The 23,772-nt window shown below is 60.3% G+C and carries 23 protein-coding genes; 11 read left to right on the top strand and 12 right to left on the bottom strand.

The window, feature by feature from the left end; genetic code table 11:
- The 10 genes from phnG (at nt 1) to QRN38_RS13480 (ending at nt 9,557) form a co-directional block, all read left to right on the top strand.
- Entirely contained in the window at nt 1-465 is a 465-nt protein-coding gene (gene phnG, locus QRN38_RS13525) for a phosphonate C-P lyase system protein PhnG (RefSeq protein ID WP_057418654.1), read from the top strand.
- Nucleotides 465-1,061 (top strand): phosphonate C-P lyase system protein PhnH, encoded by a 597-nt coding sequence (phnH, locus tag QRN38_RS13520; RefSeq protein ID WP_057418655.1) that lies wholly within the window; start codon nt 465-467, stop codon nt 1,059-1,061. The genes phnG and phnH overlap by 1 nt, the downstream gene beginning before the upstream one ends.
- Nucleotides 1,061-2,140, top strand: a complete 1,080-nt coding sequence (locus tag QRN38_RS13515) for a carbon-phosphorus lyase complex subunit (RefSeq protein ID WP_057418656.1) — start codon at nt 1,061-1,063, stop codon at nt 2,138-2,140. Before phnH ends, QRN38_RS13515 begins: the two co-directional genes overlap by 1 nt.
- Entirely contained in the window at nt 2,137-3,024 is an 888-nt protein-coding gene (locus tag QRN38_RS13510) for an alpha-D-ribose 1-methylphosphonate 5-phosphate C-P-lyase PhnJ (RefSeq protein WP_057418657.1), read from the top strand. The genes QRN38_RS13515 and QRN38_RS13510 overlap by 4 nt, the downstream gene beginning before the upstream one ends.
- Complete coding sequence (phnK, locus tag QRN38_RS13505) at nt 3,021-3,842, top strand: phosphonate C-P lyase system protein PhnK (RefSeq protein ID WP_054068865.1); 822 nt, start codon at nt 3,021-3,023, stop codon at nt 3,840-3,842. Before QRN38_RS13510 ends, phnK begins: the two co-directional genes overlap by 4 nt.
- Nucleotides 3,843-3,874: 32 nt before the next feature.
- Nucleotides 3,875-4,591, top strand: coding sequence for a phosphonate C-P lyase system protein PhnL (gene phnL, locus QRN38_RS13500; protein WP_024667635.1), 717 nt, complete (start codon nt 3,875-3,877; stop codon nt 4,589-4,591).
- Nucleotides 4,585-5,730, top strand: a complete 1,146-nt coding sequence (locus QRN38_RS13495) for an alpha-D-ribose 1-methylphosphonate 5-triphosphate diphosphatase (protein WP_057418658.1) — start codon at nt 4,585-4,587, stop codon at nt 5,728-5,730. The genes phnL and QRN38_RS13495 overlap by 7 nt, the downstream gene beginning before the upstream one ends.
- Complete coding sequence (gene phnN / locus QRN38_RS13490) at nt 5,730-6,296, top strand: phosphonate metabolism protein/1,5-bisphosphokinase (PRPP-forming) PhnN (protein ID WP_007246937.1); 567 nt, start codon at nt 5,730-5,732, stop codon at nt 6,294-6,296. The genes QRN38_RS13495 and phnN overlap by 1 nt, the downstream gene beginning before the upstream one ends.
- On the top strand, nt 6,287-7,036 hold the full coding sequence (gene phnP, locus QRN38_RS13485; RefSeq protein ID WP_007246936.1) for a phosphonate metabolism protein PhnP: 750 nt from the start codon (nt 6,287-6,289) through the stop codon (nt 7,034-7,036). Before phnN ends, phnP begins: the two co-directional genes overlap by 10 nt.
- 154 nt (nt 7,037-7,190) lie before the next feature.
- On the top strand, nt 7,191-9,557 hold the full coding sequence (locus QRN38_RS13480; protein ID WP_057418659.1) for a glucose/quinate/shikimate family membrane-bound PQQ-dependent dehydrogenase: 2,367 nt from the start codon (nt 7,191-7,193) through the stop codon (nt 9,555-9,557).
- A 79-nt stretch (nt 9,558-9,636) separates the two neighbouring features.
- Here QRN38_RS13480 and QRN38_RS13475 read toward each other — a convergent pair whose 3' ends face one another.
- The 12 genes from QRN38_RS13475 to QRN38_RS13420 form a co-directional block, all read right to left on the bottom strand.
- Nucleotides 9,637-9,939: a contact-dependent growth inhibition system immunity protein gene (locus tag QRN38_RS13475; protein ID WP_162839064.1), complete on the bottom strand. Its 303-nt coding sequence runs from the start codon at nt 9,937-9,939 to the stop codon at nt 9,637-9,639.
- Nucleotides 9,940-10,078: 139 nt separating this feature from the next.
- Nucleotides 10,079-10,540 (bottom strand): SMI1/KNR4 family protein, encoded by a 462-nt coding sequence (locus QRN38_RS13470; RefSeq protein WP_054091139.1) that lies wholly within the window; start codon nt 10,538-10,540, stop codon nt 10,079-10,081.
- Between the two features lie 102 nt (nt 10,541-10,642).
- Nucleotides 10,643-11,116: a hypothetical protein gene (locus QRN38_RS13465; RefSeq protein ID WP_010218371.1), complete on the bottom strand. Its 474-nt coding sequence runs from the start codon at nt 11,114-11,116 to the stop codon at nt 10,643-10,645.
- Entirely contained in the window at nt 11,116-12,486 is a 1,371-nt protein-coding gene (locus tag QRN38_RS13460) for a DUF6861 domain-containing protein (protein WP_057418660.1), read from the bottom strand. The genes QRN38_RS13465 and QRN38_RS13460 overlap by 1 nt, the downstream gene beginning before the upstream one ends.
- A 334-nt stretch (nt 12,487-12,820) precedes the next feature.
- On the bottom strand, nt 12,821-14,344 hold the full coding sequence (locus QRN38_RS13455; RefSeq protein ID WP_054091047.1) for an amidase: 1,524 nt from the start codon (nt 14,342-14,344) through the stop codon (nt 12,821-12,823).
- Between the two features lie 170 nt (nt 14,345-14,514).
- Nucleotides 14,515-15,666 carry a M20 family metallopeptidase gene (locus QRN38_RS13450; RefSeq protein ID WP_054091048.1) on the bottom strand — a complete coding sequence of 384 codons (1,152 nt, stop codon included), beginning with the start codon at nt 15,664-15,666 and terminating at the stop codon, nt 14,515-14,517.
- Nucleotides 15,663-17,090: a M20 family metallopeptidase gene (locus QRN38_RS13445; RefSeq protein ID WP_057418661.1), complete on the bottom strand. Its 1,428-nt coding sequence runs from the start codon at nt 17,088-17,090 to the stop codon at nt 15,663-15,665. Before QRN38_RS13445 ends, QRN38_RS13450 begins: the two co-directional genes overlap by 4 nt.
- Nucleotides 17,087-18,100 (bottom strand): ABC transporter ATP-binding protein, encoded by a 1,014-nt coding sequence (locus tag QRN38_RS13440; RefSeq protein ID WP_081025455.1) that lies wholly within the window; start codon nt 18,098-18,100, stop codon nt 17,087-17,089. The genes QRN38_RS13445 and QRN38_RS13440 overlap by 4 nt, the downstream gene beginning before the upstream one ends.
- Nucleotides 18,097-19,098 (bottom strand): ABC transporter ATP-binding protein, encoded by a 1,002-nt coding sequence (locus QRN38_RS13435; RefSeq protein ID WP_057415216.1) that lies wholly within the window; start codon nt 19,096-19,098, stop codon nt 18,097-18,099. Before QRN38_RS13435 ends, QRN38_RS13440 begins: the two co-directional genes overlap by 4 nt.
- A 16-nt stretch (nt 19,099-19,114) precedes the next feature.
- Nucleotides 19,115-20,023, bottom strand: a complete 909-nt coding sequence (locus QRN38_RS13430; RefSeq protein ID WP_005762883.1) for an ABC transporter permease — start codon at nt 20,021-20,023, stop codon at nt 19,115-19,117.
- 8 nt (nt 20,024-20,031) lie between these two features.
- On the bottom strand, nt 20,032-20,949 hold the full coding sequence (locus QRN38_RS13425; RefSeq protein WP_005762880.1) for an ABC transporter permease: 918 nt from the start codon (nt 20,947-20,949) through the stop codon (nt 20,032-20,034).
- 102 nt (nt 20,950-21,051) lie between these two features.
- The gene (locus QRN38_RS13420; RefSeq protein WP_057418662.1) at nt 21,052-22,572 is read right to left on the bottom strand and encodes an ABC transporter substrate-binding protein; all 1,521 of its coding nucleotides are present in this window, start codon (nt 22,570-22,572) and stop codon (nt 21,052-21,054) included.
- A 196-nt stretch (nt 22,573-22,768) separates the two neighbouring features.
- Here QRN38_RS13420 and QRN38_RS13415 point away from each other — a divergent pair, with 196 nt between their 5' ends.
- Nucleotides 22,769-23,677 (top strand): LysR substrate-binding domain-containing protein, encoded by a 909-nt coding sequence (locus tag QRN38_RS13415; RefSeq protein WP_005762877.1) that lies wholly within the window; start codon nt 22,769-22,771, stop codon nt 23,675-23,677.
- Nucleotides 23,678-23,772: the final 95 nt, after the last annotated feature.

Here is a 23,772-nt window from a genome sequence, read left to right as displayed (position 1 = left end):
ATGTCAGCAAGTCCCGAAACAGCCGCGCGCCAGCACTGGATGGGCGTATTGGCCCGCGCCCATGTCGATGAGCCGAGCCGCGAACAGTTGAACCGTCATGAAGCCGCACTGCGCGATACCGAATACCAGATGATCCGCGCCCCGGAAATCGGCATGGCCCTGGTGCGCGGCCGGATGGGCGGCACCGGCTCGGCCTTCAATCTGGGCGAAATGAGCGTGACACGCTGCGTGGTGCGCCTTGCCGACGGGCGTACCGGCTACAGCTATCTGGCCGGACGCGACAAGCGCCACGCTGAACTGGCTGCACTGGCCGACGCCCACTTGCAGGGTGCGCAGCAGGCCTGGTGGCTGAACGAACTGATCGAACCCCTGACGCGTGCACAAGCCGAGCGCCGGGCCCGTAAGGACGCTGAAACCGCTGCGACCAAAGTGGAATTCTTTACCCTGGTCCGAGGAGAAGACTGATGAGTGCCATCCTTCTGCAACCTGCCTTTACCGATCCTGTGCTTGATGCGCAACGCAGCTTTCGCATGGCCTTGAAAGCGCTGGCCGGGCCTGGGATCGCGCACACGTTGCCCGCCGGGCATCTGCCGCCTGCCTTGCAAGGCCTGGACAGCGCCACTCATGCCTTGTGCCTGGCGCTGCTGGACCTGGACACGCCGGTCTGGCTTGCCCCTGCGTTCGATACCCCGGCCATTCGGGCAAACATTGCCTTTCATTGCGCCAGCCCGATTGTCAGTAATCGCCAGGCGGCGCGCTTTGCGTTGCTCGACCTGGCCACTGCCCACCATCTGGACGGCTTTGATACCGGCAATGACCGTTACCCGGACCAGTCCTGCACCTTGCTGATCCAGTTGCCGAACCTTGAAGGCGGGCCAGCGCTGAGCTGGAGCGGCCCCGGCATCGAACGGCAAAACACAGTGAGTTTGCCGCTTGAAGCCGGTTTCTGGACCGAGCGCGATTCGCGTAACTCATTTCCCAGCGGGCTGGACGTGTTCTTTCTGGCCGGCAAGCAGATGCTCGGTTTGCCACGCAGCACCCGCGTGCAGGAGTGTGCCTGATGTACGTTGCCGTGAAGGGTGGCGAACAGGCCATCGATAACGCCCACCGCCTGCTGGCCAACAAGCGCCGTGGCGATACAGACATCGCCGAACTCGACGTCGAGCAGATCCGTCAGCAGTTGCCGCTGGCCGTGGCGCGGGTGATGAGCGAAGGCTCGCTGTACGACCCGCAACTGGCCGCGCTGGCGATCAAGCAGTCGGCGGGCGACCTGGTCGAAGCGATCTTTCTGCTGCGCGCCTACCGCACGACGCTAACGCGTTTTTGCGCCAGCGTGCCCATCGACACCTCGAACATGCAGCTTGACCGGCGTTTGTCAGCGACCTTCAAGGACGTGCCCGGCGGCCAGTTGCTGGGGCCGACGTTCGACTACACCCACCGGCTGCTGGATTTCACCTTGCTGGCCGAAGGCGAACATCCGGGGCCCGGCGTGGCGGCGCAGGCGACACTGGACCCATGCCCGCGCGTAATGGGGTTGCTGGCCAAAGAGGGGCTGATGAAGCCGGAAGTCGATGAGGGTGGAAGCGTCGCTGACATCACCCGTGAACCGCTGGAATTCCCCTCCAGCCGTGCGCAGCGCTTGCAGGCACTGGCGCGTGGCGATGAGGGCTTTCTGCTGGCGCTGGGTTACTCGACCCAGCGTGGCTATGGGCGCAATCATCCGTTCGCCGGAGAGATCCGCGTCGGTGCCGTGGAGGTCTGGATCGAGCCCGAAGAGCTGGGTTTTGCGATTGTGATTGGCGACATCGAAATCACTGAATGCGAGATGGTCAACCAGTTCGTCGGCTCGGCCAGCGAACCGGCGCAGTTCACTCGGGGTTACGGCCTGGCCTTTGGCAATGCGGAGCGCAAAGCGATGGGCATGGCGCTGGTGGACCGCTCGTTACGTGCCGAGGAATTCAACGAAGAAATCCGTTCGCCCGCGCAGCAGGAAGAGTTTGTGCTGGCGCACTGCGACAACGTCGAAGCGGCGGGCTTTGTCTCGCACCTCAAGTTGCCGCATTACGTGGATTTTCAGTCCGAGCTGGAACTGATCCGCAAGCTGCGCAAGTCTGCACCGAACCCGGAGAGCGACCAATGAACACTCCAGTCAAGAGCACTGCACAGACCCGACCAGCGCGAGATGAGGCGTACAACTTCGCGTATCTGGACGAACAGACCAAGCGCATGATTCGCCGTGCCTTGCTCAAGGCCGTCGCGATTCCCGGTTATCAGGTGCCATTCGGCGGGCGCGAAATGCCGTTGCCTTACGGCTGGGGCACCGGTGGCATGCAGCTGACGGCGGCGATCCTGGGTGACGACGACGTGCTCAAAGTCATCGATCAGGGCGCTGACGATACCACCAACGCGGTGTCGATCCGGCGCTTCTTTGCCCGTACCGCAGGTATCGCCACCACCGAGCGCACCCCGGATGCAACGGTCATCCAGACCCGCCACCGGATTCCGGAAACACCGTTGCACGCTGATCAGATCATGGTCTATCAAGTGCCGATCCCCGAGCCGCTGCGTTTTATCGAACCCTCGGAAACCGAGACCCGCACGATGCACGCGCTGGATGACTACGGCGTCATGCACGTCAAACTCTACGAAGACATCGCCACCTTCGGCCACATCGCTACCAGCTATGCCTATCCGGTGATGGTCGATGAGCGTTACGTGATGGACCCCTCGCCAATTCCGAAATTCGACAACCCCAAGCTGCACATGAGCCCGGCGCTGATGCTGTTCGGTGCCGGACGCGAAAAACGCTTGTACGCCGTGCCGCCGTTCACCCAGGTGGTGAGCCTAGATTTTGAAGACCATCCGTTTGAAGTGCAGCGCTGGGAACAGTGCTGCGCCATCTGCGGCAGCCCTGATTCGTTTCTCGACGAACTGATTCTCGATGACGCCGGAACGCAGAGTTTTGTCTGTTCCGACACCGATTTCTGCGCTCAGCGCGTCAAGCAGCAGGAGACCGCCCGATGATCAGTGCATGCTCATTGAGCCCCGAAGGTGCACGCCAGGCCGAACCTGCACAGCCCTTGCTCAAGGTCCGCGGGCTGACCCGTCTGTACGGTGTGCAGAAGGGCTGTCAGGACGTCAGTTTCGACCTGTACCCCGGTGAAGTGCTGGGCATTGTCGGCGAGTCCGGCTCGGGCAAATCCACCTTGCTGTCGTTGTTGAGCGGACGTTGCCCGCCGGATCGCGGCAACATCGACTACCGAGGCAAGGGTGGCAGCTGGTTCGACCTGTACAGCGCCAGCGAGGCGCAGCGTCGCACTTTGTTACGCACCGAATGGGGTTTTGTCGAGCAGAACCCGCGCGATGGCCTGCGCATGGGCGTTTCGGCCGGGGCCAATATCGGTGAGCGTCTGATGGCGCAGGGCGTGCGTAATTACCAGCAACTTCGCAGTGCGGCGCTGGACTGGCTGACTCAGGTTGAAATCGACCCGCAGCGCATCGATGACCTGCCGCGCACGTTTTCCGGCGGCATGCAGCAGCGTCTGCAAATCGCCCGCAATCTGGTGTCCAGCCCCAGGCTGGTGTTCATGGACGAGCCCACTGGCGGGCTGGATGTGTCAGTGCAGGCGCGTTTGCTCGATTTGCTGCGTGGGCTGGTTCGCGAACTGGACCTGGCGGTGGTCATCGTCACCCACGACCTGGCGGTCGCGCGGCTGCTGGCGGACCGGCTGATGGTCATGCGCCGCTCGGAAGTGGTTGAAAGTGGCCTCACCGATCAGATTCTCGATGACCCGCAGCATCCGTACTCACAACTGCTGGTCTCTTCGGTGTTGCAGCCATGAGCCGCACATCCCAGGTAGAAGAGGTGAAACCGATGACGACGTTGATCGAGGTCCGCGACCTGTCGAAAACCTTCACCCTGCATCAGCACAACGGCGTGGTCCTCAATGTGCTGCGCGGGCTCAGCTTCTCGGTGCGCAGCGGCGAATGCCTGGTGCTTAGCGGGCAGTCCGGCGCGGGCAAAAGTACCTTGTTGCGCACGCTGTATGGCAACTACCTGCCAGCGGCCGGCAGCATTCGCGTGCAGCACGAGGGCGAATGGACCGAACTGGTCGGGGCGACCCCGCGCCAGGTACTCGAGGTGCGCCGCAAGACGCTGGGCTATGTCAGCCAGTTTTTGCGCGTCATCCCCCGAGTATCGAGTCTCGACGTGCTGATGGAGCCCGCGCTGGCAAGAGGCTGGAGTCGTGAGCAGGCGCAGGCGCGCGCGCAACTGCTGCTGACCCGTCTGAACATCCCGCAGCGCCTGTGGCCGCTGGCGCCCGGCACGTTCTCGGGTGGCGAACAGCAACGCATCAACATTGCCCGGGCGTTCATGGTGCCGTGGCCGGTACTGTTGCTCGACGAGCCGACTGCTTCGCTGGACGACGCCAACCGCAAGGTGGTGCTGGAACTGGTCGCTGAGGCCAAACAGGCCGGTGCGGCACTGATCGGCATTTTCCATGACCGTGACGCCCGCGAGTCGGTCGCCGACCGTCAACTCGACATGACCCCGGTGGACCTCACCGCCAAGGAGTTGCTGCAATGCTGAACGAACAGATTTTCAGTAATGCCCGTGTGGTGACCGCTGAACAGGTGTTTACCGGCACCGTCGTGGTGCGTGATGGCCTGATTGCCGAGGTGCAGACCGGGCGCAGTCAGTTGAGCCAGGCCCAGGACCTTGAGGGCGACTTTCTGTTGCCGGGGCTGGTGGAATTGCACACCGACAACCTGGAAAAACACCTGTCGCCGCGTCCGGGTGTGGACTGGCCATCAATGTCGGCCGTCATCAGCCATGATGCGCAGATTGTCGCGGCCGGGATTACCACCGTGTTCGACGCGCTGTCGATTGGCGACATCAACCCCAAGGGCAAGCGCATGCAGCAATTGCCCGCGATGCTTCAGGCGATTGCCGACGCCAACGAAGCGGGCCTGACCCGCGCCGACCACCTGCTGCATTTGCGTTGCGAAGTCAGCCATCCGGACACCCTGAACGTGTTTCGCGACCTGGTGGGCCAGCCGCTGGTGCAACTGGTGTCGGTGATGGACCACGCGCCCGGCCAGCGTCAGTTTGCGCTGGAGTCCAAGTACCGCGAGTACTACATGGGCAAATACCACATGAGCCATGAGGAGATGGAGCACTTCATCGTCGAACAGGTCGCCAACTCCGCCGAATATGCCGATCGCTACCGGCGGGCAATCGTCGAACTGTGTCTGGCGCGGGGCCTGTCGATTGCCAGCCACGATGATGCAACCATGGCCCATGTCGAGGAATCGGCAGGTTTTGGCATGAACATCGCCGAGTTTCCGACCACACTGGAAGCCGCACAGGGGTGTCGGCAACTCGGCATGAGTGTGTTGATGGGCGCACCGAACATCGTGCGCGGTGGCTCGCACTCCGGTAACGTGGCAGCTGCATCGTTGGCCAGGCACGGGCTGCTGGACATTCTGTCCAGTGATTACTATCCGGCCAGCCTGCTGCAGGCCGCGTTCATGCTGTCCGAGCAGGACAACGACTGCGAGCTGCCACACGCAATCAATATGGTCAGCCGCACGCCTGCCATTGCGGCGGGGCTGGCGGATCGCGGTGAAATTCGCGTCGGTCTGCGCGCTGATCTGATTCAGGCGCGCAATCATGCAGGCCTGCCGGTGATCGACAAGGTCTGGCGACAAGGGAAGAGGGTGTTTTGATGGTTGGCAGGTTGATCTATCTCATCGGGCCGTCCGGTTCAGGCAAGGACAGCCTGCTGGATGCCGCCCGGGAAACGTTGACGCAACGCAATTGCCGGGTGGTGCGGCGGGTCATCACCCGTTCCGCCGAAGCGGTGGGTGAGGCGGCGCAGGCCGTGAGCGTCGAAGAGTTCGAGCACATGCGCGATCGGGGTGCGTTTGCGTTGAGCTGGCAGGCCAATGGCTTGCGTTACGGCATCCCCATCGAGATTGATCAATGGTTGCTGGAAGGTCACGACGTCTTGATCAACGGGTCTCGAGCACATCTGCAGAAAGCGCAGATGCGCTATCCCAACCTGTTGGCCGTATTGCTGACAGTCAATCAGGACGTGTTGCGTCAGCGTTTGCTGGCGCGCAATCGGGAAACCCTCGTGGAAATCGAGGAACGTCTGGAGCGCAACACGCGCTTCGCCGGGGACCTGCTGGCCAGCAACCCACAGGTCTTCGCGCTGGATAATTCCGCAGATTTGCAACACACCGTTGCGACCCTGATAGGGTTGATGGACAAGCGCCAAGCATGCGCCTGACGCTACTGGGCACGGGCGATGCGCGGCAGGTGCCGGTCTACGGTTGCCAGTGCGTGGCGTGTTCGGCGGCGCAGGCCAATCAGGACCTGCGGCGTTTGCCGTGCAGCGCGCTGATCGAGTGCGCCGACCAGCGCTGGTTGATCGACAGCGGCCTGACCGACCTCACCGAGCGTTTTCCGCCGCGCAGCCTGAACGGCATTCTGCAGACCCACTACCATGCTGATCACGCCCAAGGCCTGCTGCACTTGCGCTGGGGCCAGGGGCTGGTGATTCCGGTCCACGGTCCGGCCGATCCTGAAGGGCTGGCCGACCTTTACAAGCACCCCGGCATTCTTGATTTCAGCCAGCCGTTTGCCGCCTTCGAAACCCGTGCGCTGGGCGAACTGCACGTCACCGCGCTGCCGCTGGCGCACTCCAGACCCACATTCGGCTATTTGCTGGAAGGCGACGGGCAACGCGTGGCGTACCTGACCGACACCGTCGGCTTGCCGGACGCGACCTGCGAATTCCTGCAACGTCAGCCGCTGGACGTGCTGATTCTCGACTGCTCCATGCCCCCGCAGCCTCAGCCTCCCCGTAATCACAATGACCTGACCCTGGCGCTGGAAAGCATCGACCAACTGCGCCCGGCCAAGGCGGTTTTGACGCACATCGGCCACACGCTGGATGCCTGGTTGATGGAGCCGCCGCAAAGGCTGCCTGGCAATGTATTGATTGGCCGGGACGGCATGACGCTGTAAATGATGGCGCTGTAAACACCTGCATACACACGAAAAACTGTGCGCTGATCGCCCGTAAAAGCCCGTTCCAGACGCTTGGCGGGATGCGACAATTTGTCATTATGAACCGTTTGGTACATTCTGTTGGGCTGTAAAAATCCGACAGGTTTGAAAAATGACAAACAAGCAAGACACAGGAGCTGGCAGCAGGTTGCTGTTGCTCGGGTTGGGCGTGCTGATCGCTCTGATCGGGCTCGGTCTGGCAGGTGGCGGCGGCTACCTGGTGACATTGGGCGGGAGTTGGTTCTTCCTGCTGATGGGGCTGGCGATGCTGGTCAGCGGTGCGCTGATCGCAGCCCGCAAACCCAAGGGCGCAGTGCTGTATGGCATCGCCTTGATATTGACTGCGCTCTGGGCGGTCTGGGATGCAGGCCTGCATTACTGGCCGCTGGTGTCCCGCGTATTGACCTTTGCCGTGATCGGCCTGGTGGTTGCGCTGATTTACCCGACGCTGATTCGCGCTTCGGGTGCGCAGGCAGGTCGTGGCGCTTATGGCCTGGCCGGCGTGCTGGCCATCGGTGTTGTCGCGACCATGGGTTACATGTTCGTCCCAAGCCATGTGGTTAGCGCCAGCAGCGTGCCGGCCGTCGTTCCGGTGGCACCCGGCGCCGAGCAGAAGGACTGGGCACACTGGGGCAACACCCCGGCAGGCAACCGGTTCGCGGCGCTGGATCAGATCAACAAGGGCAACGTCGACAAGTTGCAGGTCGCCTGGACCTTCCACACCGGCGACCTCCCGCAGAGCACCGGCGCAGGTGCGGAAGACCAGAACACGCCACTGCAGATCGGTGACACCGTCTACACCTGCACCGCCTACGGCAAAGTCTTCGCACTGGATGCCGACACCGGCACCCAGCGCTGGAAGTTCGACCCGCAGGGCAGCGGACCCAACTGGCAACGCTGCCGAGGCCTGGGCTACTTCGCCACGCCAGCTGCCGACGTATCTGCTCAGCCGGCGGCTGCTGTTTGCGCCACACGTGTGTTTCTACCGACAGGCGATGCTCGCCTGATCGCACTGGATGCCAAAACCGGCGAGACCTGCAAGGACTTTGGCAATCAAGGCGTCGTCGATCTGAAAACCGACATGGGCGAAGTCAAGGAAGGCTACTACCAGCAAACCTCGACGCCGCTGGTGGCGGGCAATGTCGTTGTAGTGGGCGGTAGAGTCGCCGACAACTTCTCTACCGGCGAGCCACCGGGCGTCGTTCGCGCCTTTGACGTGCACAGTGGTGAGCTGGTCTGGGCCTGGGATCCGGGCAACCCGAACACCAGCAAGCGTCCGCCAGCCGGGGAAACCTACACGCGTGGCACGCCGAACGTCTGGTCGGCAATGTCCTACGACGAAAAACTCGGCCTGATCTACCTGCCGACCGGCAACGCCACGCCTGACTTCTTCGGCGGGACGCGTACCGAGCTGGATGACAAATGGTCATCGTCAGTGGTCGCTGTAGACGTCAAGACCGGCCAGGTGCGCTGGAACTTCCAGATGACCCACCACGACCTGTGGGACTTCGATATTCCGGCGCAGCCTTTGCTGTATGACATTCCGGACGGCAAGGGCGGGACTCAGCCTGCGCTGGCGCAAGTCACCAAGCAGGGCGAAATCTTCCTCCTCAACCGCGAAACCGGCGTGCCGATCTCGCGTGTCGAAGAGCGTGCCGTGCCGCAAGGTAATGTGCCGGGCGAGCGCTATTCGCCGACTCAGCCGTTCTCGGTGGACATGCCGTCGATTGGCAACCAGACCCTGAAAGAGTCCGACATGTGGGGCGCCACCGCATTCGATCAGCTGATGTGCCGCATCGCCTTCAAAGGCCTGCGCCACGAGGGTGTCTACACCCCGCCAGGTCTGGACCCTGCGTTGCAGTTCCCCGGCTCGCTGGGCGGCATGAACTGGGGCAGTGTCTCGGTCGACCCGACCAACAGCTACATGTTCGTCAACGACATGCGCCTGGGCCTGGCCAACTACATGATCCCGCGCGACAAGATCGCCGCTGGTGCCAGCGGCATAGAAATGGGCGTCGTACCGCAGACCGGCACGCCATTTGGCGCAATGCGTCAGCGCTTCCTGTCAGCGGTCGGCATCCCGTGCCAGGCACCGCCGTTCGGCACCATGTCGGCGATTGACCTGAAGACCAAAAAGCTCATGTGGCAGGTCCCGGTCGGCACCGTGAAAGACACCGGCCCGATGGGTATTCGCATGGGCCTGCCGATCCCGATCGGCATGCCGACGCTGGGCGCATCGTTGTCCACACAGTCGGGCTTGCTGTTCTTCGCAGGCACCCAGGACTTCTACCTGCGCGCCTTCGACAGCGGCAACGGCAACGAAATCTGGAAGGCCCGCCTGCCCGTAGGCAGCCAGTCCGGCCCGATGACCTACGTGTCGCCCAAGACCGGCAAGCAGTACATCCTGCTCACCGCCGGCGGTGCCCGCCAATCGCCTGACCGTGGCGATTACGTGATTGCGTACGCGTTGCCCAAGTAACGCGCTTCAACGTCGAGGGGCAGGTTTTGCCCCTCGATTTGTTGTGTCACACGCTGGATGTCTCGCTAATGGATGGATGCTATCGTTGACTTTTAAAGTAAATGGCTATTTTGGATAGCCAATCCGAATAATGGGTGTGCTCACTGCTGGGCTCAAAGTAGCATCCCACTGTGGATGCCATTAATTCGCTGTAATCTGTTTCTGTCATGGGCTGGCTTAATAGATACTCAATTTCTTTTACGCTATCTCGCAAACAGCTCGCGGGTTCACATTTTACGATCTCTTCAAGCGCGTGATTGCTGTCCAAGAACTCTTTATTCCAGTCCTGATGGAAATAGCAGCCTAGTAATCGGCTCAAGTTGGCGTATTGTTCTTTTTTCATCATGATGTGCGGCTTTTTTATTGGGCGCTGGCTTAAGTTTTTGATAATTTATAATGTCAGGTGCGAATCTATTTAATATGGGTGGGCGGAGCGGCCTCATCGAGAGAGTGTCATTCGGCCGCAGCTTGGCTATATGTATTTAGGAGTTGGCAATTATTCTTTTGGTAAGATACTCATAAAAATTTTCTGCATAGAAGATTGCTGCTCCTGAAGGTATTCGTAAGAAGATGTGGCATTCATTATCTTTGTAAGTGGCATAGTTGAAAAAGAAAACTTCGCCCAGGTCCGTTTTGCTGATGAATAGTTTTTCTGGAGTTGTCGACTTGTTTTTGAGTCCGTTGATATGTTGGAAGACAATATCTCCGCCATTTATGTCATCAAAGTCCATGCCATAGATGCTGTAAATTTCCTCGGTGCCTACTTCTCCTCCCGCATAATTTCGTAAAAACCATTTGTAGGAGTCAGGCAGTGGGTGACCTAAACGCTGTTCTGCCTTAATAATCCACTCGTCGGCCACCGCGTCGGCAGGTGTTCCGAATGCTGCTACATCCTCATTTCTATTTATAAGGTTTTCAAGACCAAATGCTGTCAAATTAGTCATGTTATTAGTCGTAAGTATTTGCGCAGTTAAATCTAAATCCACCTTGTGTATCTGCTCCTGACAGTTAAAATAGTTTCAGTGTTTTCTGGAGGCTTTCCACACTTATCTGTCGACTTTGGTTACATTTGAATAATCGCCGAACTCGGGGAGTTTTTCGTAATTGCCTTTAGGCTCGAAATTCGATTTGGCTTCCTCAAGTTTATGTGGGTTGATCTGCTCTCGACGAATCAGAAGTTCACCGTTTTCCTTGAATATGTAGCTGGTCCCCAGTGAAACTTTTCCAGCGTCATCAAATTCGCGATGGGTTGCCATAGTGAGGAAAAGTGTTCCTGAATCCAGGCATTGAAACTGATAGGTGAGGTGTTCACGTTGGTGATCATCCAGAAAACCAACGCCCACCATGTTTTTATCTAAAATCATTTCTACGAAGCAAGCGGGTTTAGAGTCTGAGCCGATCAGAGCTGTATAAGGCTTTCTAGCCACATGTAGAGCTTTGGCGGTAGTCTCGTCTATAGGATCGATTGCACGATGCTTAAAGCGGAACCAGGACTTGCAATAAAAAATAGAGGGGCTCATCAATACACCTTTCCGTTGATATCTCTAATCAAAACTCCTGCTTTGTCTGCAGAATCTAAAATCGACTGGGGTATTATACCTGTTTGAGGTGGAACTTCCAATATTACAGCGCCCTGTAATTTTTGCCCTGCCAGAGAACCACTGGATGGAACATTTGCTATAGTAGAACCGCTCGGATACTTTGATATGGCTTCATTTATGTAGCTTTTAGCGGTGGATTCAGAGATTTTCGAAAGCTGAGTTAATTTTCGTGATATGATTTCGCCTGTTGTTGGGTTGTATGAGTCTAGTCGATAGTAACCGTTTCCGTCAGGCCGCTGTATATAAACTTCATTGTAGGGGTAGTTTTTCGATTGAATCCTATTGAACTCGTTACCTGCATCAAGACGTTGCAACCACTCTGGTTTTGACGAGGTATTTACGACATCAGTGAATTCTTTTTTAGCATCTGGCTGATTATATGGCGAGGGTGTAGTTAACGGTTCTTGAGTGTCCATCGCTCCCCGAAGCGGTGCTGGCTCACTCATACGCAACTCAGGATGAGCCAGCAACTTCTGCTCATTCCGAGCCAACCAACCCGCAATTTGCTTGTTGGTCATGTCCGCTTGAAGCTTCGCGCTGCGTGCGGCGATGCCGTCCAGACTGCCTACGATCCCTGCTTTGACCTGACCTCGCGTAATGTAGGTAACTATGGCAGTCAGCAGGAGCATGACTAATTGCTCCTGACCTTTTGCGAGTTTCCGAGCGGCGTCATCTATACGCTCATCGATCAACCATGCGGAAGCTCCCGTGGGATCAAGCCCTGGCGGTTTGACACCTTCTTCTGCGTTCCAGGCAGTTACGATACCTTCATAGAGAGTTGCGAGACAGGCGGGGAGTCCTTGATAAAAATACTCGGCGATGGCTGAAAGCCCCATGCCCAGTAGAATCAGGTTGCCGACCTGTACGCCTATGCCGCTGCCTGCTATAGCTCCTGGAATAGCACCTGCACCAAATGCAAGCGATCCAGCCGCAGCCCCAACAAGAGTCCCGACCGCCACGCTGCCGCCCATGATCATGGCGACCTCTTTGACCAGCTTCAGCAAGACAGGGAGTATCTCTGCTATATCGATGGAGGACCATTTGCGCATCAGGTTGAGCTGGATGATCGGGTAGGACTTTGCCATCGCCAGCTTGACCGATTCGATGCGATTTCCGCCGATGCTACCGAAGGCCAAGGTGGCCTCGTTGCTCACTCGTCGAGTGAAGCCGTTCCAACCATCGTAGGCGCTTTCCCAGCCTTCATCGAAAGACTGGTTCAGATGGCTGAATTTGTTATCGAGGGTTCGCTCGATGTCGTCCCACTTGGGGACGTTGGCTAAAAGATCCATCATCTCTGTCCTTGAAGAGACGTTATTCCCGTGCCTCTATCCTTGAACCGTGGGACGGCGGCCTGTGCGGATGTCGGCCCATCTGGTCAACATCAGCGCATGCCTTATTCATTTCTGAAGGTGCCATATTTCTAGATTCAGATAGCTGTAGGCAATGATGTCAATTGGTTATCAAACGTCGGTTGCGAAGTCTTAAAGGGCCTAATGCACTGAAATTTAATACTTTTCTCTTTCTGTAACGTCCCGAAATTTCTCAAGTGATTGCTGAAAAATTGAAGTGTGACACGCTTTTTCAAGCGCTTTTCTTTAGCTACCTCTTCTGCTTGCGCCACCCTCACATCGCCCCCACCTCGGGTTTCCCGCCCTTCGATCCTCCGTAAACCGGTGGATGGGTGACGATATGCGTCAGATCGACCGCCGACGCCAGCAGTTTCTGCAGATCAGGGCGTGGCCGGGACAAGCGGGGGTCGTTTGCCGTTGCTTGTTCAAGCGTCTCGGCGCAGGCCAGCAGTTTTGCGTCGCCACGAAAGCCGCCGATCACTTGTAGCCCGAATGGCATGCCTTGGTGGTCGGTGCCGCAGGGCAGGGACAAGGCGGGGTTGGTGGTCAGGGTGATGGTGTAGCACAGCGCCAGCCAGCGGTAGTAGTTGTCCAATTGCACGCCGTTGACTTCGCGCAGGTATAGTTCGCTCCAGGGGAAGGGCGACACGGGTGTGGTTGGCGCGAGGATCAGGTCGTAGTGTTCGAATTGTTTCTGGAAGCCTCGAAACAGTCGGCTCTGCTCGCCATGCGCTTTGACGCAATCTTGCAGTGACATCGCCGCGCCCATTTCGAAGTTGGCGCGGGTGTTGGGGCCCAGCGCGTCCGGGTCGCGGTCGTGGGCGTCCTGTAGGCCGGCGACGAAGGCTTCGGCGCGCAGTACGTCGAAGGTGCGGTGGGCGCTGGTCAGGTTCAGGTCGATGGCGTCGCAGGACTTGAACAGCGGTTTGAGGGCGCTGATTTTTTCCCGGAAGACGGCGCGGATAGCGGTGTCCACCGCGCACGTGCCGAAATCTTCACTGTAGCCGACTCGCAGCTGGCTGAGGTCTACAGTGCGCGGCGCGAATTGGTCATCGGCGATGGCATAGCTCAATGGGTCGGACTGCGCCAGCCCGGCGCTGGCGCGCAGTTGCAGCAGGGTGTCGGCGACGTTGCGGCCCATCGGGCCGACGACTGAGATGGGCGTCCAGCCGAGTTTCTTGCGCTCGCTCGGCACCAGGCCCGGCGAAGGGCGCAGGCCGACGACGCCGCAAAGTGCTGCGGGAATGCGCAGCGAGCCTCCGGTGTCCGAACCGCTGCACAGCGGCACCATGTCTACCGCCAGCGCGGCGGCCGAGCCACCTGAGGAACCGCCGGCATTCAGTTCGGGATTGAACGGGTTGCCGGTTGCGCCCCACACCACGTTGCGGGTGTTGGCTCCGGCGCCGAGTTCCGGGACATTGGTCTTGCCGACCATAATGGCCCCGGCCGCGCGCAGACGGGCCACGAACAGGTTGTCCTGGGCGGGAATGTTGTCGCGAAACAGTTGTGAGCCGTAGGTTGTGAGCACGCCAGCGGTTTCTTCCAGGTCTTTGATGCCTATGGGCAGGCCGTGCAGCAGCCCCAGCGGTTTGCCTTGCAGAACGGCATGCTCGGCCAGCAGTGCCTCGTCGTGGGCGCGCTCAAAGCAGGTGGCGGCGAACGCATTGATTTTCGGATTGAGGGATTCAATGCGCTCGATGCAGGCGTCGAGCAATTCCACTGGCGAGATCTGCTTGTTGCCGATCAGCGCACGCAGTTCGGTGGCGGATTTGCCAAGGAGCTCGGATCGGTTTTGCATGGAATGTTCCTCACTGGACTGTACAAATCGAACGGCTTATCGCGCCAGGCGTCTTTGTTTGGACACGTATTCTGCGCTTCTGCGGAGCCAGTATCGGACGCAGAGCGTCCAGAACTGCATACCCACGCGGAGCGTGGGCACGATAAGTGTTCTCCCGAATGTCATCCTCTTCAAAATTCCCCCAGCGCCAGTATCGTCGCCACCAGCGCCTGACCTCTGGGCACCAATGTGTTCAGCTCCAGATACTCACGGTCGGTGTGCACTTTGCCGCCCACCGGGCCGAGGCCGCACAGGGTCGGGATGCCGAGGCTGGCGGTGAAGCCCGAGTCGGCGCAGCCGCCGGTGAATTCGCCTTCCACGCTGAAACCCAGTTCCAGCGCGAGGCCCTGATAGATATTCAGCAGTTCGGTGCTGTGCCGGGCTTCCATTGGCAGAAAGGTGGTGGCCTCCAGCAGCCTGGCGGATGTGCCCGGCAGTTCCTCTTCGGCGACGATGGTCTGGACCGCCGTGAGAATTTCATCCCACTGCCTGAGCTCGACAAAGCGCACATCAAGCCTGGCCGTGGCGCTGGGTGCAACGGTATTGCTGGAGGTGCCGCCCGAGATCAGTCCGACATTGGTGGTGATGCCCGCGGCATAATCTGTCAGCGCGTGCAGTTTGATCACTTTGTGCGCCAGGGCCTGAATCGCGCTGGCGCCGTCGGCGTGGTTGACCCCCGAATGCGCCGCGCGGCCGCTGACTTCGATGATCAGCGTTGCACCGCCTTTGCGAGCGCTGACCACGTTGCCGCTGGCGCGTCCTGGCTCCGGGTTGAGTACCGCGCGCGCCTGACGGGCGTACTTTTCGATGTGAACACGGGCGCTGGCGGAGCCGATTTCTTCGTCGCCGGTGTACAGAATCTGCACCGGAAACGGCAGCGGGCCGATTCGTTTCAGTGCCTTAAGGGCAAAGCAGTTGAGCACCAGCCCGCCTTTCATGTCGGCTACGCCAGGGCCGTAGGCCAGTTCGCTGTCGTTTGTGTAGCCGCGTGTTGCAGTCGTGCCTTTCGGAAACACCGTGTCGCGATGACCGAGTAGCAATACCGGCTTGCCGGGGCCGCCGGGCAGTTCAGCCAACAGCACATCGCCGAAAGCCTCGACCGGGATGCGCTCGACGCTGATCCCGTCGGCCTTCAAGTGCGCAGTGAGCAGATCGCCGACCGCATCGACACCGGCCTTGTCGTAGCTATTGGAGTCGGTATCGACCAGGCGCTGCAACAGCGCTTCCATCGCCTCAAACTGCCCGCTCAGCCAATCGGTTGCCTGCCGTTGTGCCTCATTCATTTACTCAGCTCCTGTGCCCGATGCTCGCGCGTCAGCCGTGCGCCGTCCGTTCCCAGGTCCCAGAACAGTCCGGCCATGATTTGCAGACTCTCTTTGACCACCGGCGCCAGCAAATGCTCGTCGGGTGCGTGTTGCGAGCACGCCGGGTACGAGTGTGGCACCCAGATCGTCGGCAGGCCCAGCACTTCAGCGAACACATCGTTGGGCAGCGAACCGCCCAGATTGGGCAGCAGCGCGGGCTTCTTGCCGGTAGTGGTGGCCAGCGACTCCAACGCCCAGCCGACCCACGGGCTGTCCGGTGACAGACGCGTGGCGTGCATCACATCCATGCGCGTCTGCCGGACCTCTACCTGAGTGAAACCGTTGGCATCCAGATGGGCACGCACCGCCGGGATAAAGGCGTTGTAGTCGCTGTCGACCACAAAGCGGATATGGCACAGTGCATGCGCTTTGCCGGGAATGGCGTGTACCGGGGCGTCCGGGTTGCCGGTCTTGAAGGCAAGGATGTCGAGGGTGTTCCAGCCGAAGACCTTTTCGCTGAGCGACAGCGCCGGGTCGCCCCAATCGGGGTCGATGTCCGGGTCTCCGGGGCCGCCGCCGACTTCGATATCCGCCAGCGCAGTTTTAACCGCTTCGGGAATGGCGGCTGGCATGAGCCCCGCGACTTTCACCCGGCCGTGCTCATTGACCATGCTGGCGATGGCATTGGCCAGAATGATGCCGGGGTTGGCCAGCAGCCCACCCCAGTTGCCTGAATGGTGCGCGCCTTCGCGCAGGTTCACCGTCAGCTCGAAGTTGAACACTCCTCGCGAGCCGAGAAACAGGGTAGGGCGCGCGGCTGCCAGACGTGGGCCGTCGGAGGCGATGAAAATATCCGCCGCAAGTTCTTCGGCGTGTGCCTGGCAGAACGCGCTGAGGCCCGGCGAGCCGTCTTCTTCGCCCATTTCCAGCAGCAGTTTGACGTTGAAACCCAGTTTACCGTCGCGCGCCTTGAGAGTCTGTTCGAGGGCGGTCAGGTTGATCAGGTGCTGGCCTTTGTTGTCCGCCGTGCCACGGCCATACCAGCGATCACCGCGCTCAACGACTTTCCACGGTGACAGGCCCGCTTGCCACTGCGCGTCATAGCCGCGCACCACATCGCCATGGCCGTAGCTGAGCAGGGTCGGCAGCGCCGGGTCTTCGATGCGGGTGGCGATCATCAAGGGCCCGCGCCCGGCCACCGGGTTGTCGTGCACCTTGACACTGAAACCAAGCCGCTCGACGTGCGGGGCGATGAACTCGTTCAGATAACGGTAAAGCTCTGGCAGGCTCGCGGCCTCCTGGCTTTGGGTGGGATAAGCGACGCTGTCGCCGAGCAAGGCGAAAAAGGTGCCGTTGTCGAACTGCTCGGTGGCGTTTTCGATGGCATGCGAACGGCTACTCATGAGGGCATCAGCTCCAGGGTTTTCGAGGTGTCGCGCAAGTGGCAGCGGACGGTTCCGCCTTCCATGCGGCCAGCGATCGGGTAGTTTTCCTTGCACACCACCATGCAACTCGGGCAGCGCGGATGAAACGCGCAGCCGGACGGCGGCGACATGGGGTTGGGGAAGGTGCCGTGCAGGCCCAGATCGGGAATGCCCAGGTGCGGGTCCGGGGTCAGTACCGAGTCCAGCAGCGCCTGGGTGTAGGGATGCCCCGGTCGGGCGAAAAGCGATTCGCGGCTGCGTTCCTCGACGATGCGGCCCAGGTACATCACCGCCACCCGGTCGGCCAGATGCTCGATGACCGCCAGGTTGTGGCTGATCAGCAGGTAGGTCAGGCCGAATTCCTTTTTCAGGTCTTGCAACAGGTTGAGAATCTGCGCTTGCACCGAAACGTCCAGCGCCGAAGTTGGTTCGTCGCAGATCAACACATCCGGGCGCATCACCAGCGCCCGGGCAATCGCCACGCGCTGGCGCTGCCCACCGGAGAGCTGGCTGGGGTAGCTGTCGATGACTCGTTTCGGCAAGCCGACCACGTCCATCATCGCCTCAACGCGCTGGCGGCGTTCGGCGTTGCTGCCGATGTCATGCACGATCAGTGGCAGGGTGACGATTTCGCGCAGGGTTTTGCGCGGGTTCAGGGATGAGTAAGGGTCCTGAAAGATCGGCTGGATGCGCCGCGCCATTTCCTTGCGGTCGGTGCTGGCCAGATGCTTGCCGTTGACCAGCACATCGCCGCTGCTGGGCGCGAGCAGGCCCAGCAGCATCTTCGCTAGCGTGCTTTTCCCGCAACCGGATTCGCCGACCAGCCCGAGGGTTTCGCCGCGCATCAGACGCAGCGATACACCATCGACTGCTTTCAAGGTGGCGTTGGGTTTGAAAAAGCCACGGCTGATGCTGAATTCACGACGGATGTCGCACAGTTCCAGAGCAATGTCTTTTTTGATGCTGGCGTTCAGGGCTTGATTAGTCATGACGTCATGCCCTCACGCTGCAACACAGGTTCTGCGCCCACTGAAGCAAACAGGCAGCGGGTCATGTGCTTATGGCTGTGAACCTGAGGGACATCTTCGGCGCACGCCGCGATGGCCTGCGGACAGCGGTTGCGGAAGGCGCAGCCGTGTTGCTCGCCAACGAGGCTGGGCACCAACCCCGGAATCGAACCCAGCGGCTGGCCTGGCTGGGTGCGTCCGGGGATCGGAATGCTCGCCAGCAGGCCGCGTGTGTAGGGGTGTTGCGGGTTCTCGAACAGCTCGACCGCCGGGGCGGTTTCGACGATTTGCCCGGCGTACATCACCGCCACCCGGTCGGCAATCCGCGCCACCAGCCCCAAATCGTGGGTGATGAAGATCACCGCCAAACCGAACTCTTTCTGGATGTCGCGGATCAGGCGCAGGATCTGCGCCTGAATGGTCACGTCCAGCGCGGTGGTGGGCTCGTCGGCAATTATCACGTCCGGTTCGCACATCAGCGCCATGGCGATGATCACCCGCTGGCGCAGGCCGCCCGACAACTGGTGCGGGTACTGGCGCAGGCGTTCGCTGGCGTTGCTGATGCCGACTTTTTCGAGCATCTGCGCCGCACGTTGCAGCGCTTCCTTGCGCGACACTTTGCGATGCCGGGTCAGCACTTCGCTGAGCTGATCGCCGATGCTGTATGCCGGGTTGAGCGAGGTCATGGGTTCCTGAAAGATCATCGCCAGACGATTGCCGCGCAGGTCGCACATTTGCCGTTCGCTCTGGGTCAGCATGTCGATGCCGTCCAGGCTCAGCGTGGTCGCGGTACGCCGGGCCTTGCGCGGCAGCAGGTCCATGAGCGCCAGCGAGGTCAGGGATTTGCCGCAGCCCGATTCGCCGACGATGCACAGCATTTCGCCGCGCTCGACTTCAAAGTCAAGGCCGCGCACTGCGTGGAGCGTGTCTTGCCCGAGCGGGATCTCGACACGCAGGTTTTCAACATGCAACAGCGCCATGTGCGGATCTCCTCTGTCAGTTGCGCCCGTCGGGCAGGATCAGGTCGCGCAGGCCGTCACCGACCAGATTGATACCCAGCACCAGCACCATCAGAGCGATGCCGGGAATGGCGATGACCCACGGGGAAAAGAACATGTACGGTTTGCCCTCGGCGATCATCAGGCCCCAGGACGGAATGGGTGGCTGCACGCCGACGCCGAGGAACGACAGTGCCGATTCCAGAAGGATCGCGTGAGCCATCTCCAGCGTGGCGACGACGATCAGCGCGCCTACCAGATTGGGCAGGATTTCGCTGGCCAGAATGCGCAGCGTCGAGCAGCCCAATGCCTGCGCCGAGGCCACGTATTCGGCGTCGCGAATTTGTTGTACGGCAGCGCGCACCACCACGGCGAAGCGGTCCCAGAGCAGGCAGCCGAGCAGGATGATCACCACTTTCAGCGAACCGCCGATCAACGACGCAGAGGCCAGTGCGACCATCACCACCGGCATCGCCAGGCGCGTGGTGATCAGGTAGCTGATCAGCGCGTCGGCCTTGCCGCCGAAGTAGCCCGCCAACAAGCCCATGATGGTGCCGATGACGCCAGAGATCAGCGCTGCCGAGAAACCGATGAACAATGAAATGCGCGCACCGTAGAGCAGGCGCGACAGGTAATCGCGGCCCAGTTTGTCGGTGCCGAGCACGTAATCCCAAGTTCCATTGGCCATCCATACGGGCGGTTTCATGCGCAGCATCACGTCTTGTGCGTAAGGGTCGTAGGGCGCCAGCCAAGGGGCGAACAGTGCACCGAACAGGATGATCGACAGCAGCACTGCGCCGATGGCAAAGCCGCGATGACCGAAGCTGTTGCGCAGCGTGCGCCAGACGCTGCGCGCCGGTGGCTGATAATCGTTGATGATCAGCGGCGATGAGGTGGTTGTGCTCATGGGGCCTCCTATTTCACGCGGATGCGTGGGTCGAGCAGTGCGTTGAGCACGTCGGCCAGCAGCGTGAGGACGATGTAGATGACCGCGATCAACAGCACCACCGCCTGCACCACTGGAAAGTCGTCACGGGCAATCGCGTCCCAGGCCAGTTGGCCGATGCCTTGCAGCGAAAAAACCGTTTCAATGACCACCGAACCGCCGAGCATGAAGCCGAACTCCACGGCAGCCAGTGCAACCACCGGAATCAGCGCGTTGCGCAGCGCATGCTTGAACAGCACGGTGGCGGGGCGCAGGCCCTTTGCGCGAGCGGTGCGGATGTAATCGGAATTGAGCACGTCGAGCATGCCGGCACGGGTCAGGCGCATGATCGCCGGGGTGGCGTAATAACCCAGCGCAATCGCCGGCATGACGAAGTGCGCCCAGGTCGAGTTGCCTGACACCGGCAGCCATTTCAGGGTGACCGAGAACACCACGATCAGCATCAGCGCGAACCAGAAACTCGGCATCGCCTGGCCCAGCACCGCGATGCTCAGCGCCAGCCGGTCAACCCAGGTGTCACGTTTCACCGCTGCCAGCACGCCCAGCGGAATGGCGATCAGCAGCGCAATGCTCAGGGCCATTGCGCCCAGCCCGAGGGTGATCGACAGGCGCGAGGCGATCAGGTTGTAGACCGACTCCTGAAAGAAGAACGAGTCGCCAAAATCAAGGCGCATCACGTCGGCCAGCCATTCGAAATACTGCGTGACCAACGGCTTGTTGAGGCCGTATTGCACACGGATCTGTTCAATCTGCTCGCTGCTGGCTTCCGGCCCGCCGATGGCCGTGGCCAGGTCGCCGGACAGGTGCAACAGGGAAAAGCTGATCACCGACACGGTAATCGCTACGCACAAGGCAATGCCCAGGCGGCGCAAGAGAAATCCGAACATGGCAAGTGACCTTGTGTCCGAGGGGTAACAAGTGGGTGGCCGATGCTGCAAGGCATATCGTGTGCCTCGCAGCCGGTGTCACCGATTGACGTCGCGATCAGCCTATTTCCAGCTCGACAGCACGAAACGCGGCAGCTCGTCCGGGTACGGCTTGAAGTTCAGGTCCGAGACGTAGGCGTAGTTCATCGAGTAGTTGAACAACGGTGCCCAGTACGCCTGCTCGCTGATGCGCTGCAAGGCCTTGCGGTAGTTGTCCTTGCGCACTTGCGGGTCCAGCGCGTTGTCGGCGGTCTGCAGCCAGCCCTGGACTTGAGGGTCTTTGATGTTGTCGTCGGGGTTGCCCTTGAACCAGGTGCCGGCCGAGGCCGAGGTGTCGAGGATCGAGAACGAGCCCCAGGCCTGGAACGACATCGGCACCTTGCCGCCACGCTGCTGGTCACGCAGGGCGGCGTATTTCAGGTAACGCAGCTTGGCGTTGATGCCCACTGCGCGCAGGTTGCCGATGATCGCTTCGACGTAGTCGCGGTCCCGGTAGGCGAAGATTTCGGTTTCGAAACCGTTCGGGTAACCGGCTTCGGCGAGCAGTGCCTTGGCCTTGGCCGGGTCGTAGTTGTAGACCGTGGCGGCCGTGGTGTCACAGCCGAACTGGCCAGGGTAGCAGGCGACCTGCAGCGGTTTGCTCTCGCCGCCGACCAGTTGCGAGGCGAGGCCGTCGCGGTTGATTGCGTAGTTGATCGCCTGCCGTACTTTCAGGTGTTTCATCGGCGAATCGGCGCTCGAGGTGCCTCGCGCGTCGAGAATCAGAAAGCCGATGCGCATGGTCGCGCCGCTGGTGACCACCAGGTTGGGCATTGCCTTGAGGTTTTCCGCCTGATCGGGGGCTACGCGCCAGGTCCAGTCGATGCCGCCGGTCATCAGCTCGGCCAGTCGCGTTTCGGCATCGGCGATGACCCGGAAGTTGATATGACCGATCTTCGGCTGGCCCTGTGGGCTGTCTTTGAAGTAGTCGGGGTTCTTGTCCATCTTCACGCCTTCGCCGGTGGCGATGGCCGTGACCTTGTAAGGCCCGGTGCCAATCGGCTTGCGGCTGAACCCGGCAATTCCAACCTGCTCGAAATACTTTTTCGGGAACATCGGTACGGCGTTGGACAGGTATTCCAGCGCAGGCGGGAAGGGCTTTTTCAGGTGCAGGCGGACGCTGTAGTCACCGAGCTTTTCGGCGCTTTTGATCCAGTCGACGTTTTGTACCGTGACCACCTTGGACTCGGGCGACACCACGTAATTGAGGGTGAACACCACATCATCGGCAGTGAACGGGTCGCCGTTGTGGAACTTCACGCCCTCACGCAGCTGAAAATCGAGGGTGGTGTCGTCAACCTGGTTCCAACGGGTGGCCAGCATGGGCTCGTACTGGCCGTTATCGGGGTTGCGGTAGACCAGGTTGTCCCAGATCAGGCGGCCGAGAATCACGCCTTCGCGCAAATCGTTGTGATAGGGGCTGATGTTTTCCGGTTCGCTGTCGGAGGCATAGACCAGCGTGTCGTCTGCCTTGCCGGCCAGGGCGGAAAAACTGCTGAACAGGCTCAATAGCGCGATGCTGCGAGCGAAACCCTTGATTCCCATGCCGTCGTCTCCAAAAGGCAAAGTGGATGTATCAAAGGGCAGTGGGGCGCAAATGCGAAAAGGGGAGTAACAGCGAGGCTCTGATTTTCTTTTGATCGAGTAGCGGGCCTCGACACGACTCTAGGCAAAGCGTATCAATGCCACAAGCACAATATTTAGAACCTTTCATTGCCGATAAGGCAACGCAGGAGTACTTATGCAGCTCTATGGTGTGCAGTCCACGGCCCTGCGCTACTTCCTTGAAGTGGCGCGTTGCGGGTCAATCAGCGAGGCCTCGGTGCGCCTCAATGTCGCCTCGTCGGCGGTCAGTCGGCAGATCAGCAAACTGGAGCGCGAGCTGGATGCGCTGCTGTTCGAGCGCCAGGCGCGCGGCATGATGCTCAGCGAGGCGGGCATTCGTCTGGCGGCCTATGCGCGCAAGTCCCAGCTGGAGGCCGAGCAGGTCGTGCTGGAAATCACCGAGCTGCAAGGCTTGCAGCGCGGCCATGTGCGCATTGCCTGCTCGGAGGGTTTTGCGCTGGATTTCCTGCCGCAATGCATCGCGCGTTTTCGGCGGCTTTATCAGGGGATTCATTTCTCGATGGAGGTCTGCGCTCCGGCTCAGGCCACCGAGCGGGTGCGCTCGGGCGATGCCGACCTGTGCCTGACGTTCAGTCTGACGCCGCAGAACGAAATCAAGGTCGAGCATATTCACAGCGGCGCGATCTGCGCGGTGGTCAGCCACAACCACCCGCTGGCCTCACGCAAGGAGGTCGCACTGGCCGAACTGCAGCCGTACGCCATCGCGCTGACCAACACCGACACGACGTTGCGCCAGTTGTTCGACATCTGCTGCGGCGTGCAAGGCCTGATGTTCGACCCGGTGCTGACCAGTAACTACATCGGTTCGCTGTTGAGGTTCGTCAGCGAGGAGGGCGGGATCAGCCTGTCCAGTGAAATGACCCTGGACAAGCGGGTGCATGAAAAGCAGCTTAAATCGCTGCCGATCAGCGATGAAGGCATGAAAGCGCGACGGATCGAACTGCAAAGCATGGCGGGGCGCAACCTTCCGGCAGCGGTCGCGGCATTTCGGGATTTTCTTATCGAAGAACTGGCAAAAACCTGAAAGCTGGCTGTTTTTTCGCCGCGTCATATCGTTTGTACAAGGCGCGCTGCATGTCGGGTTGATGGCGCTGGTAATTATGATGTTATAGTGTAACG

Origin of the sequence: Pseudomonas sp. CFBP2511 (assembly GCF_030209255.1) — a bacterium.
Taxonomy (GTDB): domain Bacteria; phylum Pseudomonadota; class Gammaproteobacteria; order Pseudomonadales; family Pseudomonadaceae; genus Aquipseudomonas; species Aquipseudomonas avellanae.
Note: the sequence above shows the minus strand (reverse complement) of the source record. Positions and strands in the feature narration are given on the sequence as shown.

Coding starts and splice junctions, on each gene's coding strand:
- phnG (WP_057418654.1), top strand. CDS start 1: ATGTCAGCAAGTCCCGAAACAGCCGCGCGCCAGCACTGGATGGGCGTA.
- phnH (WP_057418655.1), top strand. CDS start 465: ATGAGTGCCATCCTTCTGCAACCTGCCTTTACCGATCCTGTGCTTGAT.
- QRN38_RS13515 (WP_057418656.1), top strand. CDS start 1,061: ATGTACGTTGCCGTGAAGGGTGGCGAACAGGCCATCGATAACGCCCAC.
- QRN38_RS13510 (WP_057418657.1), top strand. CDS start 2,137: ATGAACACTCCAGTCAAGAGCACTGCACAGACCCGACCAGCGCGAGAT.
- phnK (WP_054068865.1), top strand. CDS start 3,021: ATGATCAGTGCATGCTCATTGAGCCCCGAAGGTGCACGCCAGGCCGAA.
- phnL (WP_024667635.1), top strand. CDS start 3,875: ATGACGACGTTGATCGAGGTCCGCGACCTGTCGAAAACCTTCACCCTG.
- QRN38_RS13495 (WP_057418658.1), top strand. CDS start 4,585: ATGCTGAACGAACAGATTTTCAGTAATGCCCGTGTGGTGACCGCTGAA.
- phnN (WP_007246937.1), top strand. CDS start 5,730: ATGGTTGGCAGGTTGATCTATCTCATCGGGCCGTCCGGTTCAGGCAAG.
- phnP (WP_007246936.1), top strand. CDS start 6,287: ATGCGCCTGACGCTACTGGGCACGGGCGATGCGCGGCAGGTGCCGGTC.
- QRN38_RS13480 (WP_057418659.1), top strand. CDS start 7,191: ATGACAAACAAGCAAGACACAGGAGCTGGCAGCAGGTTGCTGTTGCTC.
- QRN38_RS13475 (WP_162839064.1), bottom strand. CDS start 9,939: ATGAAAAAAGAACAATACGCCAACTTGAGCCGATTACTAGGCTGCTAT.
- QRN38_RS13470 (WP_054091139.1), bottom strand. CDS start 10,540: ATGACTAATTTGACAGCATTTGGTCTTGAAAACCTTATAAATAGAAAT.
- QRN38_RS13465 (WP_010218371.1), bottom strand. CDS start 11,116: ATGAGCCCCTCTATTTTTTATTGCAAGTCCTGGTTCCGCTTTAAGCAT.
- QRN38_RS13460 (WP_057418660.1), bottom strand. CDS start 12,486: ATGGATCTTTTAGCCAACGTCCCCAAGTGGGACGACATCGAGCGAACC.
- QRN38_RS13455 (WP_054091047.1), bottom strand. CDS start 14,344: ATGCAAAACCGATCCGAGCTCCTTGGCAAATCCGCCACCGAACTGCGT.
- QRN38_RS13450 (WP_054091048.1), bottom strand. CDS start 15,666: ATGAATGAGGCACAACGGCAGGCAACCGATTGGCTGAGCGGGCAGTTT.
- QRN38_RS13445 (WP_057418661.1), bottom strand. CDS start 17,090: ATGAGTAGCCGTTCGCATGCCATCGAAAACGCCACCGAGCAGTTCGAC.
- QRN38_RS13440 (WP_081025455.1), bottom strand. CDS start 18,100: ATGACTAATCAAGCCCTGAACGCCAGCATCAAAAAAGACATTGCTCTG.
- QRN38_RS13435 (WP_057415216.1), bottom strand. CDS start 19,098: ATGGCGCTGTTGCATGTTGAAAACCTGCGTGTCGAGATCCCGCTCGGG.
- QRN38_RS13430 (WP_005762883.1), bottom strand. CDS start 20,023: ATGAGCACAACCACCTCATCGCCGCTGATCATCAACGATTATCAGCCA.
- QRN38_RS13425 (WP_005762880.1), bottom strand. CDS start 20,949: ATGTTCGGATTTCTCTTGCGCCGCCTGGGCATTGCCTTGTGCGTAGCG.
- QRN38_RS13420 (WP_057418662.1), bottom strand. CDS start 22,572: ATGGGAATCAAGGGTTTCGCTCGCAGCATCGCGCTATTGAGCCTGTTC.
- QRN38_RS13415 (WP_005762877.1), top strand. CDS start 22,769: ATGCAGCTCTATGGTGTGCAGTCCACGGCCCTGCGCTACTTCCTTGAA.